Raw genomic sequence first — 17,077 nt, 5'->3', positions numbered from 1 at the left:
TTCAAATATTCCAAATGAAACATACTCAACCATTGTGGAAAAAGAAAACGGTGTCGGAAGTAAGAATACTCCCGGTAACCATTTGCAAAGAGATCTTAGCTTCTTATTTTCTCGCAGACCCTCTGCTAACTAAAGCACTAAATGTGGTGTGTTTATAAATGGAAGGCGAAGTCATAGCAGTTAGCAGAGCTCCGTAATTGAGGGAGAATGCAACTTCATCACCCGATTTTAAATAATTATTATTAGCATCCAAAATAATGTGATCACTACTCGAACCAATTATCTCAAGTGGGAGGAGGGGTGTTAATCCAGAGACGAGGACATCTTGTCGCCCAACACCCACAATTATTCTTCTAATTATTCCGTTGTCCGGAAATGATATAAATTCTCCAAAAGCATTTTTACCCCTCATGCCGGTCGGTACAGAAGGCTTTAGTTTCGACTCAATTACTTCTGCAAAAAAGGAAAATGCATCTGTGAATAAATTGGGAATAGGTTCGCCTTTTACCGTCTCACAGCCTAAAAATATAGATTCACCAAGACGCATATTATTGACTTCTCTTACATCCGTCGTATTCATAAGCCAATTATGGTTTGCGGAGTTCCCCCCTGATACATAAGGGAAGGGGATATTAAACTTTCGTTTCATTCTTTTTACGAGTGAAGAAAACAATTGCATTTTGTGCTCTGTAGGGATGACTCCACCAAAGCAAGCAAAGTTTGCACCAATACCCGCAATTTGAATATTAGGGAATATAATCACTTCTTCAATAAAGGCAGCAACATCATTTAGCAATATGCCTTCTCGTAAATCTCCCATTTCAACCATTATAATAATTTGATGTATTTTCTTCTGTTTCTTCGCTTCAGCTGAGAGGGCACGAACAACTTCGATTTCTGTATTCATACTAATATCTGCAAACTCTATAACTTTTTGAATTTCACTCATTGCAGGAGTACGTAATAATATGAATGTTGCTTGTAAATTTGCCATCTTCATTTTTTCTATATTAGAAATTTTGGAATCTGCAATACTCTTAATCCCACTATCTATCAGCACTTTTACTACTTCTGGTTTGGCAAATACCCCTTTGACGACTCCTGTAATATGAACGCCTTTTGCTTCATACAACTCTCTTAATATTGTCGCATTATGCTTAATTTTATCTAAGTTAATTTCAATTCTAGGGTTAGATGCCATTTAAGATACAACCAGTTTCGCACTGTTTTGTAGAGATGGGAAAAATTCAATAATAGAGTCAATTATATTATCAGAACCTGTAGTTAATAAATCCGTTACTGGTAGTTGGAAGGTTTGCTCATATTCACGAATAGTGGTATTAACTTCCTGATGGTCCATACCTTCATGATTAAGGGTAATACCGATTACTTTTGTCTCACTGAAATGCTCAATAAGGTCTATCTCACTTTGGACACTTGGCATGTTCACAAAAGGGAAATCTCCTAGCACTTTTCTTTTTGGGGGATGTTGTAAAATAACAGCTTTTGGTCTAGACCCTCTTAAAATACCACATGAACTTGCATAAGCAGGATGACTTAGAGCGCCTTGTCCTTCAACAATAATAATATCGGGATTATCTGTATTATTTGCACGTACTACTTCACTTTCAAGTTCACCAATAACGTATTGTAATGGAAAAGCATCCATTGCAAAGCCATAAGCAGCCCCTTGTATAAGCCCAGTTTGTCCGGTTGCTATAAAAGCAGTTTTATATCCTCTTGCCTTCAATGCTTTTTCAATAATCACTGCAGATGTTCGCTTCCCACAAGCCCCATCGGTTCCTAAAACTGTAATAATAGGAGTGGTTACTTTAAGGATATCACCGGTAAATAACTTCCATGAATCTTTTGGTTTAGGCTTTCGAATATCTTGGATTTCTACCCCATAACGTGTAGCAATGCTCATCATTTCTTCATCTTCTGTAAGAAATTCTTGAAGTGGATTGATAATATGAAGACCTGCTTGCATTGCGGATATAATAACTTCTCGTTCATTGTCTTTTAAGAAAGCATCTGAGGGGGCGATTCCAAATATGAAATAAGTAGGTTTTTGAGGTGAGCATTCGATAGCATCTTCTAAGTTTTTACACAATGGAATGCCATTCTTTTTGTTATCTAAAAATTGTCCTGAGTCTAGGCCGTTTTTTGTACTATCGATAACGGCAGTTATAGAATAATTGCCAGGTTCACGTATTAATCCATTGGCCGTCTTTCCATCCATCGAACTAAATTGGGCCTCACAATAAATAATTGCATTTTTCTTCATTGACCTTACCTCCAAGTAAATCTGTTTTCTAGATAAAAAAAGAACATCTGGTACACCCTAATAAAAGGGGAAATAGATGTTCGATAAGAAATAGATTTAGTTTTATTATAACAATTATCAAGCATTCGCTTCAAAGTATTTAGTATACAAGTCCTATTATACACCTTTTTTTTCCAAAAGTAAAATATTTACACAGCTTATGAGTGAAAAGCCGTCCAGGCGACATGTTAGAGCTTTACGAAAAAAATAAGGCGCCCTCTATTCAACATGAACAGAAAGTGCCTTATTTTTTTCGTATACCAATTTCAATTTTAAATATGCTTCACTAATACTTCGATAAACTGTTCCAGTCCTTCTGCATCCTGCTCGGAGAATCGATCCTTAATAGGACTGTCGATATCCAAAACACCTACTAGCTTACCGTCTTTAGTAATGGGAACCACAATCTCAGATTGTGATGCTGCATCACAGGCGATATGACCTGGATAAGCGTGTACGTCTGGTACGATAACTGTCTCTTGTTTTGTAGCGGCAGCTCCACAAACACCTCTACTAAGTGGGATTCTAACACAAGCCGGTAATCCTTGGAATGGACCTAAGACAAGCTCTCCATCTTCCATTAAATAAAAACCAACCCAGTTAATCTGATCAAAAAATTGATTTAATAATGCCGAAGCATTACTAAAATTAGCAATTGCATTAGTTTCTCCCGTTAAAAGAGCGTCCAGTTGTTTAGAAAGCATATTATAATTTGCAGTTACATCTTCAGAGTATGCTGATTTCGTGAACATATTTTCATTCTCCATTCTATAGAAAGTTACTTATATTATTATAAAACTGATGTAGATCTTTTGCTTGATGTGCGTCTGACCCAAAAACAAGAGGGATTTCTAGTTCCTTCGCAAGCTTTATATAAGGAAGCGGAGGATACACTTCTAAACAATATGGCTTAGCTAATCCAGCGGTATTAACATCCAGTTCTAGCTGTTGATATTTGATTTCTTTTAAAATATTTACTATATCTTCATGGTCTTGTACTACTTCCGTAAGTGTATGTTGAAATTTATGCACTAACGTAATATGACCTATTCTCCGTGGTTTATAGTCGCCCAGATTACTCGTTATTGAATCTATCAATGTTTTATAATACAATTTATACACAGCCATTGGGCTTCCAAGCCGTTCGACAAATTCTGTGAATGTAGATTTAGAGAAGTCAATACAAGTATAGTCATTTTCAAATTTTAAAAAGTGAACAGATAAAATAGAGTCATCTAAATATTTTCCATATGTATTTAAAAAAGAAGTAATATTTTGTTCAAACCCAGATATAAAATCAACTTCTAAGCCTGTAGAAATAACAATATCTTTCTTGTATTCTTTTTTTAACTTTTGTAACTTGGTAATATAAGACTCTAAATGGGTCATGCTCATTCCACTATCCTTATCAGGGGTGGGATCTATAAAACCTAAAGGTAGAGGAGCATGTTCTGTAAATGTAATGGTGTCAAAACCACTTTGTATGGCTTTTTCAATATACAGATGAAAGGAATCTTCTGTTCCATGTGGACAATAAGGTGTGTGGATATGCCCATCCTTTTTCAATAAAAATCAGCCTCCAAACTATAGAAATATAATTTTTAAAAAGAATTAACAGTTTTTCTCTTGTTTATGAAACAATAACATAAAAAGCATGGTAAGATATAGAGTAGTATTGGAAATAGAACTTTTTGAATTTGGAACAGGGGGCTTACGATGAAGTATATCATCCCAGCAGTTATTATACTTTTAGGAATTGCAATTTTTGCATTTATCATAAGACGAAAACATAACGTAGAAATAGAAAGATTAGAACATGAGAAACATCAAATTCAAAATAAACCGATTTTAGAAGAAATGACAAAAGTAAAACAGCTGAATATGAATGGGCAAACCGAGGAAATGTTTGAAAGATGGAGAAATGCATGGACAGAAGTAATGGATGTGCATATGCCAAAAATCGATGTTCTTTTATTTGACGCAGAAGAAAGTATAGATAGATTTATATTTCCGAAAGCGACTAAAATTGAAAAAGAAATTCAAATATTGATAACACTTTGTGATAAGAAAATGTCCGAAATTTTAATCGAACTCGAAGATTTAATAGGTAGTGAAGAAAAAAACCGTATCGAGATGGAACAATTAAAAGATCAACATCGTGCAGCTAGAAAAACACTTCTTGCACATCAGTATTCATTTGGAGAAGCAGTGAAGGCGTTGGAACAAAAGCTGGAGTCTTTCATTCCACTGTTTGATGAGTTCGATCGACTAACGGATACAGGTAACTATTTAAGTGCACGTGAACTAGTTATTACTGTCCAAGAAGATGGCCAAAAATTCTTCCCTAAATTACATGATATTCCTACAGTATTATCTGATATCCAACATAAAATACCAGCCATTATTCATGAGTTGCGTAATGGACAAAAAGAGATGGAAGAGAGTTCTTACTACTTACAGCATCTCGAAATGAATCAAAAATTAGACTCCATAGAAGCTGAACTTGTGGAATTAAAACAAGCAATTATTGAATTGCATGTCGGGAAAACAATGAGCAGAGTGGAAGAGTTAAAAGATGAATTAGATACATTTTATGATTTACTGGAAAAAGAAGTGCTTGCGAAAAAATATGTGGATCAATATAAAGAGCAAACAGGCTCTCGCTTACGAGAAGTTACTACTGTTACACGAGCTGTTAGTGAAGAAGCTGCGTATGTTCAACAGAGCTATCGTCTGCCAGAAAAAGAGGCGGAAATTCCCCAAAGTTGTTTAAAAGAGCTAGAGGAATTAGAGAAAAAGTATGAATTGCTTTCCAGTCGCGTAGAAGAAGAGCAATCTGCGTACTCAAGCCTACAAGAAGAGTTAAATGAAATTGCTGAAGAAATTGATCGACTATATGAAGAACAAGACCGATTTGCAAATCGATTGAAAAATCTTCGAATAGATGAAAATAATGCACGTGAAAAGTTGGATGAACTAAAGGATTTATTACATGATACCGATCGTATGTTACAAAAAGCCAATATACCTGGAATCCCAGAAGATATGGACGTTCGTTTAGAAGAAGCAGAAGAGCACATTTATGTAGCAATGCAAAGTCTACAAGAAGTACCTTTAAATATGTCTCTAGTAGATAATTACTTAGAAAAAGCAGAGGCTTGTATGGAAGAAGTACATAGCAGAGCAAAAGAAATGCTTGAAAATGTTTTACTAACAGAAAAAATTATTCAATATGGTAATCGCTATCGTGCAAGTCACCCGCAAGTTCATGCAAAACTGTTAGAAGCAGAGGAAGCGTTTAGGCAACTGCGATATTCTAAGGCTCTTGAGGATGCAGCGACAGCTGTCGAAGAGGTAGAACCGGGAGCATTAAAGAAAATTGATACATTAGTGAAGGAAGACGCTTGGCGTACATAATCAAACGATTTAAAGAACAGTATGAAATTGAGATGTTTGAAAATCATATTTTGTATACAAACGTGAACCACCTCACTATGTGACGGTGGTTTTTTTCCGAAAAGGAGAGTTATTGAAATGATTTATTTAGATAATAGTGCGACGACCAAAGTACACTCAGAGGTATTAAATACGTTCGTCGCTGTGAACGAAAAATTTTGGGCAAATCCTGCATCAATTCATACATTTGGACATCAGACAAATGAATTGTTACAATCTGCTAGAGAACAAATTGCAGACATATTGAAAACGTCAAATGAAAAAATATTTTTTACATCTGGGGGAACGGAGTCCAATAACTTAGCGATATTCGGTTTAGCTCATAAATATAAGCAACGAGGGAAGCATGTATTAATTTCTGAGATTGAACATCCTTCTATTATAGAAACAGCTAAAAAATTGAGCGAAATAGGGTTTGACGTTGAGTGGATTCCCGTCAACTCAGAGGGCATCATTATATTGGATACACTAGAAAAACTGGTTCGAAAAGATACTATATTGGTTAGTGTTATGCACGTGAACAATGAAACAGGTGCTATACAACCAATAGAAGAACTTTCTAAAATTGTTAGAGCACAAAGCAGAGCGCTTATTCACATGGACGCTGTTCAGAGCTTCGGGAAAATTCCAGTTGACTTTAAAATCTTGGATATTGATGCTATTACGATCTCTTCTCATAAAATACACGGTTTAAAAGGCTCGGGATTACTTGCATTAAAAAAATTCATAGAAATAGAACCGATAATATACGGTGGAGGACAGGAATCGGGTATTCGAAGTGGTACAACCTCCGTACCTTTGGCAGTTGCTACAGCGAAAGCGATAAGATTAGCTGTAACAGACTTACAAAACAACATTTTAAAATTACAAACACTTTCTGACGATTTGATGGTATATTTAAATACTTTTCCTTCTGTTAAGGTAATATCTCCAGCAAAAAAAGCACCACATATAGTTACATTTTCGGTGCAAAAAGTTAAAGGTGAAGTAATGATTAATGCATTGCAGGAACAGGATATCATTGTATCCACTAGTAGTGCATGCTCCTCCAGACAAACAAAAACAAGTCATGTACTAAAGGCTATGCATATTTCGGATGATTATATAAAAGGCGTATTGAGAGTAAGCCTTAGTACCCTTAATAACCAACAAGAAATAGACCAATTTAAAATTGTATTCAAGCGTGTCATGAATGTAATTAAAGGAGATTAAAATAGGATGAAATGGGAAAAAATATTAGTACGTTATGGTGAACTATCAACGAAAGGGAAAAATAGAAAGCAATTTATTTCACATTTACGAAATAATATTAGGTTTTCATTTGTTGATTTGCCAAATATTAAAATACAAGCGGAAAGAGATCGCATGTTTTTAACATCAACTGATGATTCGGAAATTGAGGCACTAATAACACGATTACCTAAAATCTTTGGGATTCAATCGTTTAGTCCAGTAGCTTCTTGTTCTAAAGAAATGGATGATATTCAAGCAACTGCACTTCAAATTATGGATAGTTTAGACAGTCAAGATAAAACGTTTCGTGTTACTGTAAAACGTTCAGATAAGTTTTTTCCACTGGATACATACGAGTTACAAAGTGTCGTAGCAAGTAATGTATTAAGACAATACCCAAGTTTAAAAGTTCAAATGAAGAAACCAGAAATAGATTTACGTATTGAAGTATTAAATGATGCAGTATATATGATGGCACAGGTTATTCCTGGAGCAGGTGGAATGCCTTTAGGTTCAAATGGTCGTTCGTTGCTTATGTTATCAGGAGGGATTGACAGTCCTGTAGCTGGATACATGTTATTAAAACGTGGTGTTCGCCTCGATGCAATACATTTTCATAGTCCACCGTTCACAAGTGAAAGATCGAAGGAAAAAGTAATGGATCTAGCCAATCAGTTAAGTCATTTTGGTGCGACTGTAAGACTACATGTCATACCTTTTACAGATATACAACAAAGTATACAAGCTCAAATACCTGAAAATGTATCCATGACTACGACTAGACGGTTAATGATGAAAATTACTGATCTTGTTCGAGAAGAAATAGGAGCATTAGGAATTGTTACTGGGGAAAGCTTAGGTCAGGTAGCAAGTCAAACTTTGGAAAGCTTAACTGCAATAAATGCAGTTACGTCTACGCCAATTTTCAGACCACTAATCTCTATGGATAAGCTTGATATTATTGATATTGCCCGGGAAATAGGGACTTACGAAACTTCCATCTTGCCTTACGAGGATTGTTGTACTATCTTTACACCATCTTGTCCAAAAACTAAACCTAAACTCGAGAAAGTGGAATACTACGAGAGCTTTAAGGATTTTGATGAATTAATAACAGAAGCAGTGCAAAATAGAGAGATTCTTTCATTCCCTATGAAGAAGGCTAATGATTTTTCAAACCTCCTATAGTAAATGACAAAATATACCTTTTATCCTCCATGTATGAATTAGATGAAAATGAACAATCTAATTTCACAAGGAGGTGAGGAACATGCCAAACAACAACAACTCAAATCAACTTCTAGTACCTGGAGTAAAACAAGCACTTGATCAAATGAAATATGAGATCGCTCAAGAGTTTGGAGTACAACTTGGTGGTGAAGCATCATCGCGTGCCAACGGATCCGTAGGCGGAGAAATTACTAAGCGATTAGTTGCACAAGCCCAACAACAAATGAACGGATTCCAAAAATAAGTGAATTAAGAAAACCGGTAGCCTAAGCTGCCGGTTTTTTTAAATATTTAGGTGTTCATTCCAACCGAACAATATGAACTCTGCCAAATTCATCAATAATAGTTGTATACTATCTGAAAATTTAAATTTTATTAACCAAAGTGGCTAATTTTCCTCTATAATTAAAATATTATAAAGGAGGAAATCAAATGAATAATCAAAATTTAATTGCTCCAGAACATTATAATCTCATTACTGAGTTCGAAAAGTATGCAGTAGACGATGAAAAGTTAGCTATAATATGGGAATCTGAAGATGGTCTGCAGAAAAAAAGTACATATAAAAATTTAATACAGAGAGCTAATAAGATAGCTAATCTTTTTACCCGTAAAGGTCTCCAAAAAGGAGATGTGGTATTAATAATGGTACCACGGTTAATCGAGGCTTATGAAATTTATATAGGTGCACTAAAAGCCGGGCTAGTTGTTATCCCAAGTTCCGAAATGCTTCGCGCAAAGGATATTGAATATCGCTTGACACATAGTGAAGCGAAGGCAATTATTGCATACGAACCATTTTTAGATCAATTTGAAGATGTTCGGAATTTAGACGAGCAACTATTATTAGTAATCGGTAATAAGAAAGACAATTGGATATCTTTAACGGAAGAAATACAAGCCGAATCAGATGAATTTCAAACAATTGATACGCTAAGGGATGACATGGCATTCCTATCGTATACGAGTGGTACTACCGGAAATCCTAAAGGTGTAGTCCATACCCATGGATGGGCGTTTGCACATTTACGCACTTCTGGGCCGAACTGGTTGGCAATACAAGAAGGAGATGTAGTGTGGGCTACAGCAAGTCCGGGCTGGCAAAAATGGATTTGGAGTCCATTCTTAGCGACACTGGGTAGCGGAGCAATTGGTTATGTATATAACGGTAAATTTGAACCCAAAAAATACTTAACAATCATTCAAGAGCAAAAAGTAAATATTCTTTGTTGTACACCTACTGAGTACCGGATTATGGCTAAAGTAGATACATTAAACGAGTATAATCTTTCTTCGCTTCAGAGTGCTGTTTCTGCAGGAGAACCATTGAATAGAGAAGTAATTGAAACGTTTGAAAAAGTATTTGGTCTAGAGGTCCGAGATGGCTATGGCCAAACTGAAAATACATTGCTTGTTGGAACGATGAAGGGCATGGAGGCAAGACCTGGTTCCATGGGCAAACCAACACCTGGTAATACAGTGGAAATTATCAATGATTTAGGGAAGATTTGTGCTACTGGAGAAGTTGGAGATATAGCTGTTCATATTGAAACGCCAGCACTATTTAAAGAGTACTTAAAAGATCCTGAAAGAACCTCTATGCAATTTAGAGGAGATTATTATATTACAGGTGACCGAGCGAAAAAAGATGAAGATGGATACTTCTGGTTTGAAGGGCGAGGAGACGATATTATTATTAGCTCAGGCTATACAATTGGACCTTTTGAAGTAGAAGACGCATTGACAAAACACCCAGCTGTTCAAGAATGTGCAGTAATTGGGGCGCCGCATCCGGAAAGAGGCAGCATTGTTAAAGCATTTGTTGTGTTACGTGATGCATCCTTAGCAGGATCTGAGGATTTAATAAAAGAACTACAAAATCATGTGAAACAAATAACCGCACCCTATAAATATCCAAGAGAAATTGAATTTATCGACGAATTACCAAAAACAACATCTGGGAAAATTAGAAGATTAGATTTACGACAAAAAGAACAGAGTAAAAGTCGATCATAAAAATTAATTAAAATGGTTTAAAAACACGAAGAGATCATACCTCTTCGTGTTTTCTTATTTACTTTAATGCTCTAAAGCAATATAATGATTTAATATTTCGAGTTACAAAGTAAAGAGGTGCTTTTATTGGGTTCAGAAGAAAAACAAGGAATCATATTTGTAGTACTGGCGTATGTATTTTGGGGTTTCATGCCAATTTATTGGAAGTTATTAGAGCATGTTTCTAGTGATGAAATACTTTCAGGTAGAGTAATTTGGTCATTCATTTTTACCTTCATGTTAGTAATTGTAGGTAGAAATTTAAATCAGCTGAGATTAGATTTGAAGGATTTATGGGCTAATCAAAAATCTTTTTGGGGGCTATTTCTAGCTTCTTATCTTGTATCAGGAAATTGGTTTACATACATATATGCAGTAAACGCAGGTTATATCGTACAAACAAGTTTGGGGTATTATATAAACCCACTTCTTTCTATATTATTGGGGATTGTATTTTTAAAAGAAAGACTATCCAGAGCACAACAGTTTTCTGTACTACTAGCTGCTGTAGGAGTGATTATTCTAACTGTTTCTTACGGTGGAATTCCGTGGATAGCTTTTACGCTTGCCATAACATTTGCTTTATATGGTCTGATTAAGAAAAGTATTAAAATAGATGCATTAAGAGGATTAACGATTGAAACTTTTTTTGTTTTACCTGTTGCTCTCGTATACTTTGTCTATTTAGTAGTATCAGACAAGGCGGTATTTTTTAATACCGATGCTCCTACTGCCATCCTACTCATTTTCACGGGTGTTGCAACTGCCGTGCCTTTGATCTTGTTTGCTAAGGGAACTAAGACAATGCCACTGTATATGTCAGGGTTTTTTCAATATATTGCACCAACGTTAATGCTGCTCGTTGGGGTATTTTTATACGACGAGGCATTTAGTAAAATAGAGTTTTTATCATTTTCATGTATCTGGCTTGCGTTAATATTATTTACGGTTTCCAAAATAATGCAAGTGAGAAAAGTACAAGTTCATAAGTGAAATACCGACAACATTTAATTACATTTCAGGTGACGGAATGACAAACTTTATAAAAAAGGGATGCTGGTTGGATGTGACGCTCGTCACATCCAACCAACATCCGCTATAAAATTATGAAACAAGTAATTAGCAAATGGACTATCTAGTTCAAATTATAAAAACGATCTTTTCACTTTTTCCCAGTAACTATTATTTTTCATTTTAACCGTTTTAATGATTTTATCACTCAAACAAATAGATACATTTTCAACATGCTGAATACTAAGAGCCTCGTTGTCTGTGCTCATCGAAGGGTAATCATTCCAGTCTTTATGCAGTCGAAGTTCTAGTGTTCTTTCTCCACTTAATATAAAAGAGGAACCTAGCGTTCTATAATCATTGCTATTCACAGAAGCTATTTCCGCAACTTGAATACAAGGTAGAAGAGGATCAACCACTGCCCCATTTAGTGACTTGTTATAACCTGAACTTCCGGTCGGAGTGGAAATCACCATACCATCTCCTCTAAAGGACTCAAAATGCTTGTGGTCAATAATTATATCTAGTACAAATGCTTTGATAATATTTGAACGAATCGTAAATTCATTTAAACATAAAAATTTAGGGTCATTATTTACCGAGATTTCTAGTAAAGGATATTTCCGAACTTGGATATTTTTTGTAAGAACTGCTTCAGCCATTGCTTCTATATCATCCGCTAAAAAGTCACAGTACATGCTTAGCGTATCTGTTGTAGAAATTCCAGCATATAAGCAATCCTGCCTAAATCCTGTTTTACGGACTGCTTGTAAAAAAGAACCATCCGTCCCGATGCTAACAATTATGGAAGCAAGCTGAGGGTCTTCCACGACTGTAAAACCATGAGTATGTATGGCTTCAGCGATACTTTCTTTTCTTTGCAAAGATTTTGTGTCATTCTTAGTATATAAATATATTGCGTTTTTGGAGGGCATAAACATTCTCCTTTACTATTGTATATATTTATTTTAACATTTCGTGAAACATTTAGATATTCTTTACGTATGTAAAGAGGAGTATTAAAGGAGGAATTGTACATATGAATATGAAACGCTGGTTTGCTATTTTAGGAGCATCACTGTTACTGCTTATTTCTATTTTCGTCAATACTGTTTCCACTGCTTTTTCAACAGATTGGACATCGTATTTAGAGGACTTTGCATCTGCTTCTAGCTCAGAGTTTTTTGAAACTGTTTTGGAAGAAGGTAGTATGAACGAACGAATCGTAGTACTTACGGTAGATGGGACTATTCAAGATACTGGAAGTGCAAGCTCGCTTTTTGCAGCGGAAGGATATAATCATCAATTCTTCATGCAACAATTAGAACAAGCAAAAGTCGATGACACTGTAAAAGGGATTGTGTTACAAGTAAATTCACCAGGTGGCGGAGTTGTCGAATCGGCACAAATTTATAAAGAAATTATTGAACTTCAAGAAGAAACTGAGAAACCGATCTATGTTTCTATGGGAAGTATGGCTGCTTCAGGTGGATACTATATATCTGCACCTGCTGATAAAATATTTGTGAACAAAGAGACGATGACAGGTTCTATTGGTGTCATTATGCAAAGTGTTAACTATGGTAAACTAGCAGAAAAATATGGCGTAGAATTTGTAACAATTAAATCTGGTCCATACAAAGATATTATGAGCCCTACTAGAGAAATGACAGAAGCTGAAAGAACAATGCTTCAAGAAATGTTAAATGACTCGTATGAGGACTTCGTTGATATTATCGAAAAAGGTAGAAATATGACCGAAGCAGAAGTGAAAAAAGTTGCGGATGGACGAATTTTAAATGGTCGACAAGCAATTGAAGCTGGCTTAGCTGATGAATATGGCTTTGTAGAGGATGTAATTCAATCTATTAAAACAGATTATGACTTACAAGATGCAGAAGTATTTGAATATGGCTATTCACAAAGTTTTGCTTCCCTATTTGCTGTGAAAGCACAGTCATTCTTAGGTTTAGATTTGGAATCCAAGCTTATTGCGAAGTTAATCACAGAAAATAGCTCACCAAAAATGATGTATTTATACGGGAATGAATAAGGAGGGTTTAAGATGAGTGAATTTGTACAATCAGAAGAGCAGCATGTGCAAGCGAACACCTCTGCAACCCAGCAAGTAATTGTTCATCGAACGGCACAATATGAACAGAAGGCTGCGGGCTTTTGGATTCGTTTTTGGGCATATACAGTAGATATTCTCATTTTGGCATCTGTTGGTATGTTATTGATCAAACCTATATTTCGGTTGTTTTCATTAGACTTAAATAATCCTGTATGGTATGCGCCTTTTACATTAATCACAGCAGCTATTTTTTACGCATACTTTGTGTTGATGACAAAGCTTTGTAGCCAGACAGTAGGAAAGATGATTTTTGGTATTAAAGTTATATCCAAAGACGGTGGAAAACTAAAATGGAGTACTGTTATATTTAGAGAATGGATTGGTCGCTTAATCTCTATTGTTCCATTGAATATACCTTATTTAGTGGTAGCTTTTACTCCTAAAAAACAAGGGGTACATGATTTTATCGCGGATACGCTTGTTGTCCATGAGACCGTATTTGATCTAAAAGAGAAAGTCACATATGAGAACGCTCCTGCAAAAGAGTTGCATGAGCCGAACGTATTCTAGTAAGATAAAGATAATGAAAAAGGAGGCTACATATTATGGCAAAAGTAACATTTAAAAATAGTCCGGTCACATTAGTTGGAAAAGAAGTGGTAGTTGGTAGTAAGGCACCTGACTTTTCTGTGCTAGCAAATGATTTATCACCTGTGACTCTACAAGATTCTGCTGGTAAAATTCGTTTAATCAGTGTAGTTCCTTCCCTAGATACAGGAGTTTGTTCTACACAAACAAACAAATTTAACGAAGAGGCTGCTAGTTTAGGTGAAGATGTAGCAATTTTAACAGTATCGATGGATTTACCTTTCGCTCAAAAACGTTGGTGCGGGGCTAATGCTGCTGATGCAATTCAAACTTTATCAGATCACCGTGATGCAGCTTTCGGAGAAGCTTACGGGGTACTTATGCAGGAATTACGCTTATTAGCTCGTTCTGTATTTGTAGTAGATAAAAACGATGTTGTAACTTATGTTGAATATGTTGGAGAAGGTACAGATCATCCAAATTATGAAAAAGCATTAGAAGCAGTAAAAGCACTAACGAACTAAGAAAAGCGCAAGCGCCTAGCGTTGCAAGTCTGAAGCGACTTGAAGGGTTAGGCGCAGGAGCTAGACAGATAAAGGGTAAAAAAGTATATACTTTCTTATCTTTAAAAAAATGCAAACCCACTCTGAAGAAGGAGTGGGTTTTACTATGAGGGATACTATGCATACACATGTAGAACAAATTTTTACGTTTATTGATCAAGAGAGTAATTATATTGAAAATGAAGCTTCTGCTACTTATTTAGAAGGTGTCGTTTATGCGTTAGAGCTATGGCTTAATGAAAAAAAAGTGCCATCTGTTCGGGACGCAGATAAAGAAGAAGTACGCAAAGCAATTCAATTAGCAATCTTAAAAGGAATGAAGAAGTCCGTTCAGGTTAATCATCAAATGACACCGGATGCGATAGGATTATTAGTAAGTTACTTTGTGAAAGAAATGACTAAGGATAGAAAAGAACTATCGATTTTAGATCCTGCCCTAGGAACAGGGAATTTGTTATTTACGATTATGAATGCACTACCAACGGAAAACTACGCATTTGGTGTAGAAATTGATGAGTTGTTAATTCAATTGGCTGCGCAAACTGGTGAGCTCCTTACACACGACGTACAGTTATTTAGGCAAGATGCATTAAAGCCTCTTTTAATTGATCCTGTGGATATTGTAGTAAGTGATTTACCGGTTGGATATTATCCAGATTCGGAAACTTCTCAAGATTATTTCCTTCATAGTACAGAGGAAATGTCGTATGCCCATCACTTGTTTATGGAGCAGTCGATGAAACACGTTAAACCAGGTGGCTATCTTTTCTTCCTAGTACCAGATACTATATTTGAATCGAAACAAGCACCGAAGCTTCATGAATTCATCAAGGAAAATGGTTGGATTCAAGCAGTCATTCAATTTCCAACTTCTATTTTTAAAACAAAGGGACAAGAAAAAAGCTTGCTAATATTACAAAAGAAAAGCAGTGACTTAAAAGCGCCAAGAGAGGTTCTTTTAGCAAAAGTTCCAAACATGATGAACAAAGAATCTATGGAACTGTTTTTGAAAAAGGTCGAAATTTGGCAAGAAGAGAATACTAAGTGAGTTGCTAGCTCCTTCGTTGAACGGTACAATTAAAGTACTAGTTCAACGAAGGAGCGTTTTTTATGCCAATAATATTAGCTATAAATGCAGGAAGCTCTTCATTAAAATTCCAAGTTTTTGAAATGGTAGACGAACAAGTAATTGCTAAAGGATTAATAGAAAGAATTGGTCTAGGAAATCCAATTTTTACAATGACGACAAACGAGGAACGTATAAATATTATTGAACAGGTGGACAATCACGAACAAGCGGTAAAACTATTGATGTATATGTTAATTGAAAAGAATGTAATAGAATCGTTAGATGATATTGATGGAATTGGACACCGAGTTGTACATGGAGGAGAGGTTTACAGTGACTCTGTTTTAATAACAACTGAAGTATTAGAGAAGCTAGAAGAACTATCGGAGTTAGCGCCGCTTCATAATCCAGCGAACGTTACTGGTATAAAAGTATTTAAAAAAGAACTTCCTAATGTGCCAGCGGTTGCTGTTTTTGATACTGCTTTTCATCAAACGATGCCAGAAAGTTCTTATCTATATTCCATCCCATATAATTATTATGAAAAGTATGGTATTCGAAAATATGGTTTTCATGGGACTTCCCATAAGTATGTTTCAGAGAGAGCTGCAATTTTATTAAACAGACCTTTGGAAACAACTCGATTTATATCCTGTCATCTTGGCAATGGGGCAAGTATTGCGGCTATTCACCATGGTAAATCTATCGACACATCTATGGGGTTTACTCCGCTTGCAGGGGTAACAATGGGAACCAGGTCAGGTAATATAGATCCTGCTCTAATCCCTTATTTGATGGAGAAAACAGGGAAAGATGCAGAAGGTATTTTAGATATTTTAAATAAGAAATCAGGAATGCTAGGTGTTTCCGGATTCTCTAGTGATTTGCGTGATATCGTTACGGAAGCTACAAAAGGGAACGACCGGGCACAGTTAGCTTTAGATGTATTTGCTAATAGAATTCATAAGTACATCGGCTCCTATGCTGCACGTATGAATGGTGTGGATGCCATTATTTTCACTGCAGGAATCGGTGAAAATAGTGAGGTTATTCGTGAAAAAGTCTTAAAAGGACTGCAGTTTATGGGCGTGTATATGGATCCCGATCTAAATAAAATAAACGGAAAAGAAAATTTCATCAACTACCCGCATTCACCGGTTAAAGTGATAGTTATCCCGACAAACGAAGAGATTATGATTGCTAGAGATACGGTGAGAATAGCGGGATTGTAGCTAGAATGAGTGATTTCAAATTGTGTAAAGTTTAAATCCGGATAAATAAAGGATATAGAAGGTAATAGTTCTAATAGTTATGCAATATACAAAAGTGAATTTTTAAAAATGAGAGTAGGCCTCATCAACTATATTTGATGAACTACTCCTTTTTATATTTGTTTTATCCCTAAGTAAAATTTGATTAATTTAATAGACATTTATAGAAAATAATCTATATAAGTCAATGTAAAAAAGTGT

Annotated in this window: 16 protein-coding genes; 11 read left to right on the top strand and 5 right to left on the bottom strand. The window is 35.6% G+C overall.

Features of this window, described 5'->3' with window-relative positions:
• Nucleotides 1–103 precede the first annotated feature (103 nt).
• From MKX39_RS12425 to hisJ, 4 genes are all read right to left on the bottom strand, one after another.
• On the bottom strand, nt 104–1,201 hold the full coding sequence (locus tag MKX39_RS12425) for an alanine/ornithine racemase family PLP-dependent enzyme (RefSeq protein ID WP_340769728.1): 1,098 nt from the start codon (nt 1,199–1,201) through the stop codon (nt 104–106).
• Nucleotides 1,202–2,287 carry a DUF1611 domain-containing protein gene (locus MKX39_RS12420; RefSeq protein ID WP_340769727.1) on the bottom strand — a complete coding sequence of 362 codons (1,086 nt, stop codon included), beginning with the start codon at nt 2,285–2,287 and terminating at the stop codon, nt 1,202–1,204.
• 311 nt (nt 2,288–2,598) lie between these two features.
• Complete coding sequence (locus MKX39_RS12415) at nt 2,599–3,078, bottom strand: GAF domain-containing protein (protein WP_093536866.1); 480 nt, start codon at nt 3,076–3,078, stop codon at nt 2,599–2,601.
• A 16-nt stretch (nt 3,079–3,094) separates the two neighbouring features.
• Nucleotides 3,095–3,892, bottom strand: coding sequence for a histidinol-phosphatase HisJ (hisJ, locus tag MKX39_RS12410; RefSeq protein ID WP_340769726.1), 798 nt, complete (start codon nt 3,890–3,892; stop codon nt 3,095–3,097).
• Between the two features lie 150 nt (nt 3,893–4,042).
• On the opposite strand from hisJ, the gene ezrA reads away from it, so the two are divergent.
• From ezrA to rarD, 6 genes are all read left to right on the top strand, one after another.
• Nucleotides 4,043–5,743: a septation ring formation regulator EzrA gene (gene ezrA, locus MKX39_RS12405; protein WP_340762940.1), complete on the top strand. Its 1,701-nt coding sequence runs from the start codon at nt 4,043–4,045 to the stop codon at nt 5,741–5,743.
• A 117-nt stretch (nt 5,744–5,860) separates the two neighbouring features.
• Nucleotides 5,861–6,994, top strand: a complete 1,134-nt coding sequence (locus MKX39_RS12400) for a cysteine desulfurase family protein (RefSeq protein WP_340769725.1) — start codon at nt 5,861–5,863, stop codon at nt 6,992–6,994.
• Between the two features lie 6 nt (nt 6,995–7,000).
• Nucleotides 7,001–8,203: a tRNA uracil 4-sulfurtransferase ThiI gene (gene thiI / locus MKX39_RS12395; protein WP_340769724.1), complete on the top strand. Its 1,203-nt coding sequence runs from the start codon at nt 7,001–7,003 to the stop codon at nt 8,201–8,203.
• Between the two features lie 82 nt (nt 8,204–8,285).
• Nucleotides 8,286–8,489 carry an alpha/beta-type small acid-soluble spore protein gene (locus tag MKX39_RS12390; protein WP_093536871.1) on the top strand — a complete coding sequence of 68 codons (204 nt, stop codon included), beginning with the start codon at nt 8,286–8,288 and terminating at the stop codon, nt 8,487–8,489.
• Between the two features lie 188 nt (nt 8,490–8,677).
• Nucleotides 8,678–10,261, top strand: a complete 1,584-nt coding sequence (mbcS, locus tag MKX39_RS12385) for an acyl-CoA synthetase MbcS (protein ID WP_340769723.1) — start codon at nt 8,678–8,680, stop codon at nt 10,259–10,261.
• A gap of 126 nt (nt 10,262–10,387) precedes the next feature.
• Nucleotides 10,388–11,293, top strand: coding sequence for an EamA family transporter RarD (rarD, locus tag MKX39_RS12380; protein ID WP_340769722.1), 906 nt, complete (start codon nt 10,388–10,390; stop codon nt 11,291–11,293).
• Nucleotides 11,294–11,445: 152 nt separating this feature from the next.
• Here rarD and MKX39_RS12375 read toward each other — a convergent pair whose 3' ends face one another.
• Nucleotides 11,446–12,246, bottom strand: coding sequence for an NAD kinase (locus MKX39_RS12375; RefSeq protein WP_340769721.1), 801 nt, complete (start codon nt 12,244–12,246; stop codon nt 11,446–11,448).
• Nucleotides 12,247–12,350: 104 nt separating this feature from the next.
• Here MKX39_RS12375 and sppA point away from each other — a divergent pair, with 104 nt between their 5' ends.
• The 5 genes from sppA (at nt 12,351) to MKX39_RS12350 (ending at nt 16,837) form a co-directional block, all read left to right on the top strand.
• Entirely contained in the window at nt 12,351–13,364 is a 1,014-nt protein-coding gene (sppA, locus tag MKX39_RS12370; protein WP_340762933.1) for a signal peptide peptidase SppA, read from the top strand.
• A gap of 12 nt (nt 13,365–13,376) precedes the next feature.
• Nucleotides 13,377–13,955, top strand: a complete 579-nt coding sequence (locus tag MKX39_RS12365; RefSeq protein ID WP_340762932.1) for an RDD family protein — start codon at nt 13,377–13,379, stop codon at nt 13,953–13,955.
• Nucleotides 13,956–13,990: 35 nt separating this feature from the next.
• On the top strand, nt 13,991–14,497 hold the full coding sequence (gene tpx / locus MKX39_RS12360; protein ID WP_093536877.1) for a thiol peroxidase: 507 nt from the start codon (nt 13,991–13,993) through the stop codon (nt 14,495–14,497).
• Between the two features lie 145 nt (nt 14,498–14,642).
• Nucleotides 14,643–15,584 carry a class I SAM-dependent methyltransferase gene (locus tag MKX39_RS12355; RefSeq protein WP_245762672.1) on the top strand — a complete coding sequence of 314 codons (942 nt, stop codon included), beginning with the start codon at nt 14,643–14,645 and terminating at the stop codon, nt 15,582–15,584.
• A 62-nt stretch (nt 15,585–15,646) separates the two neighbouring features.
• Nucleotides 15,647–16,837, top strand: a complete 1,191-nt coding sequence (locus tag MKX39_RS12350) for an acetate kinase (RefSeq protein ID WP_340762931.1) — start codon at nt 15,647–15,649, stop codon at nt 16,835–16,837.
• Nucleotides 16,838–17,077: the final 240 nt, after the last annotated feature.

The sequence above is a fragment of the Psychrobacillus sp. FSL K6-1464 genome, assembly GCF_038003145.1.
GTDB classification, from domain to species: Bacteria; Bacillota; Bacilli; order Bacillales_A; family Planococcaceae; genus Psychrobacillus; species Psychrobacillus psychrotolerans.
The sequence above is the reverse complement of the archived record's forward strand: the minus strand, read 5'-3'. Positions and strand labels throughout refer to the sequence as shown.

Bases quoted from the DNA above. Each gene is read 5' to 3' on its own strand.
- MKX39_RS12350 (WP_340762931.1), top strand. From the start codon at position 15,647: ATGCCAATAATATTAGCTATAAATGCAGGAAGCTCTTCATTAAAATTC.
- thiI (WP_340769724.1), top strand. From the start codon at position 7,001: ATGAAATGGGAAAAAATATTAGTACGTTATGGTGAACTATCAACGAAA.
- MKX39_RS12390 (WP_093536871.1), top strand. From the start codon at position 8,286: ATGCCAAACAACAACAACTCAAATCAACTTCTAGTACCTGGAGTAAAA.
- MKX39_RS12425 (WP_340769728.1), bottom strand. From the start codon at position 1,201: ATGGCATCTAACCCTAGAATTGAAATTAACTTAGATAAAATTAAGCAT.
- MKX39_RS12400 (WP_340769725.1), top strand. From the start codon at position 5,861: ATGATTTATTTAGATAATAGTGCGACGACCAAAGTACACTCAGAGGTA.
- MKX39_RS12365 (WP_340762932.1), top strand. From the start codon at position 13,377: ATGAGTGAATTTGTACAATCAGAAGAGCAGCATGTGCAAGCGAACACC.
- ezrA (WP_340762940.1), top strand. From the start codon at position 4,043: ATGAAGTATATCATCCCAGCAGTTATTATACTTTTAGGAATTGCAATT.
- sppA (WP_340762933.1), top strand. From the start codon at position 12,351: ATGAATATGAAACGCTGGTTTGCTATTTTAGGAGCATCACTGTTACTG.
- MKX39_RS12420 (WP_340769727.1), bottom strand. From the start codon at position 2,287: ATGAAGAAAAATGCAATTATTTATTGTGAGGCCCAATTTAGTTCGATG.
- MKX39_RS12415 (WP_093536866.1), bottom strand. From the start codon at position 3,078: ATGTTCACGAAATCAGCATACTCTGAAGATGTAACTGCAAATTATAAT.
- mbcS (WP_340769723.1), top strand. From the start codon at position 8,678: ATGAATAATCAAAATTTAATTGCTCCAGAACATTATAATCTCATTACT.
- tpx (WP_093536877.1), top strand. From the start codon at position 13,991: ATGGCAAAAGTAACATTTAAAAATAGTCCGGTCACATTAGTTGGAAAA.
- MKX39_RS12355 (WP_245762672.1), top strand. From the start codon at position 14,643: ATGAGGGATACTATGCATACACATGTAGAACAAATTTTTACGTTTATT.
- MKX39_RS12375 (WP_340769721.1), bottom strand. From the start codon at position 12,246: ATGCCCTCCAAAAACGCAATATATTTATATACTAAGAATGACACAAAA.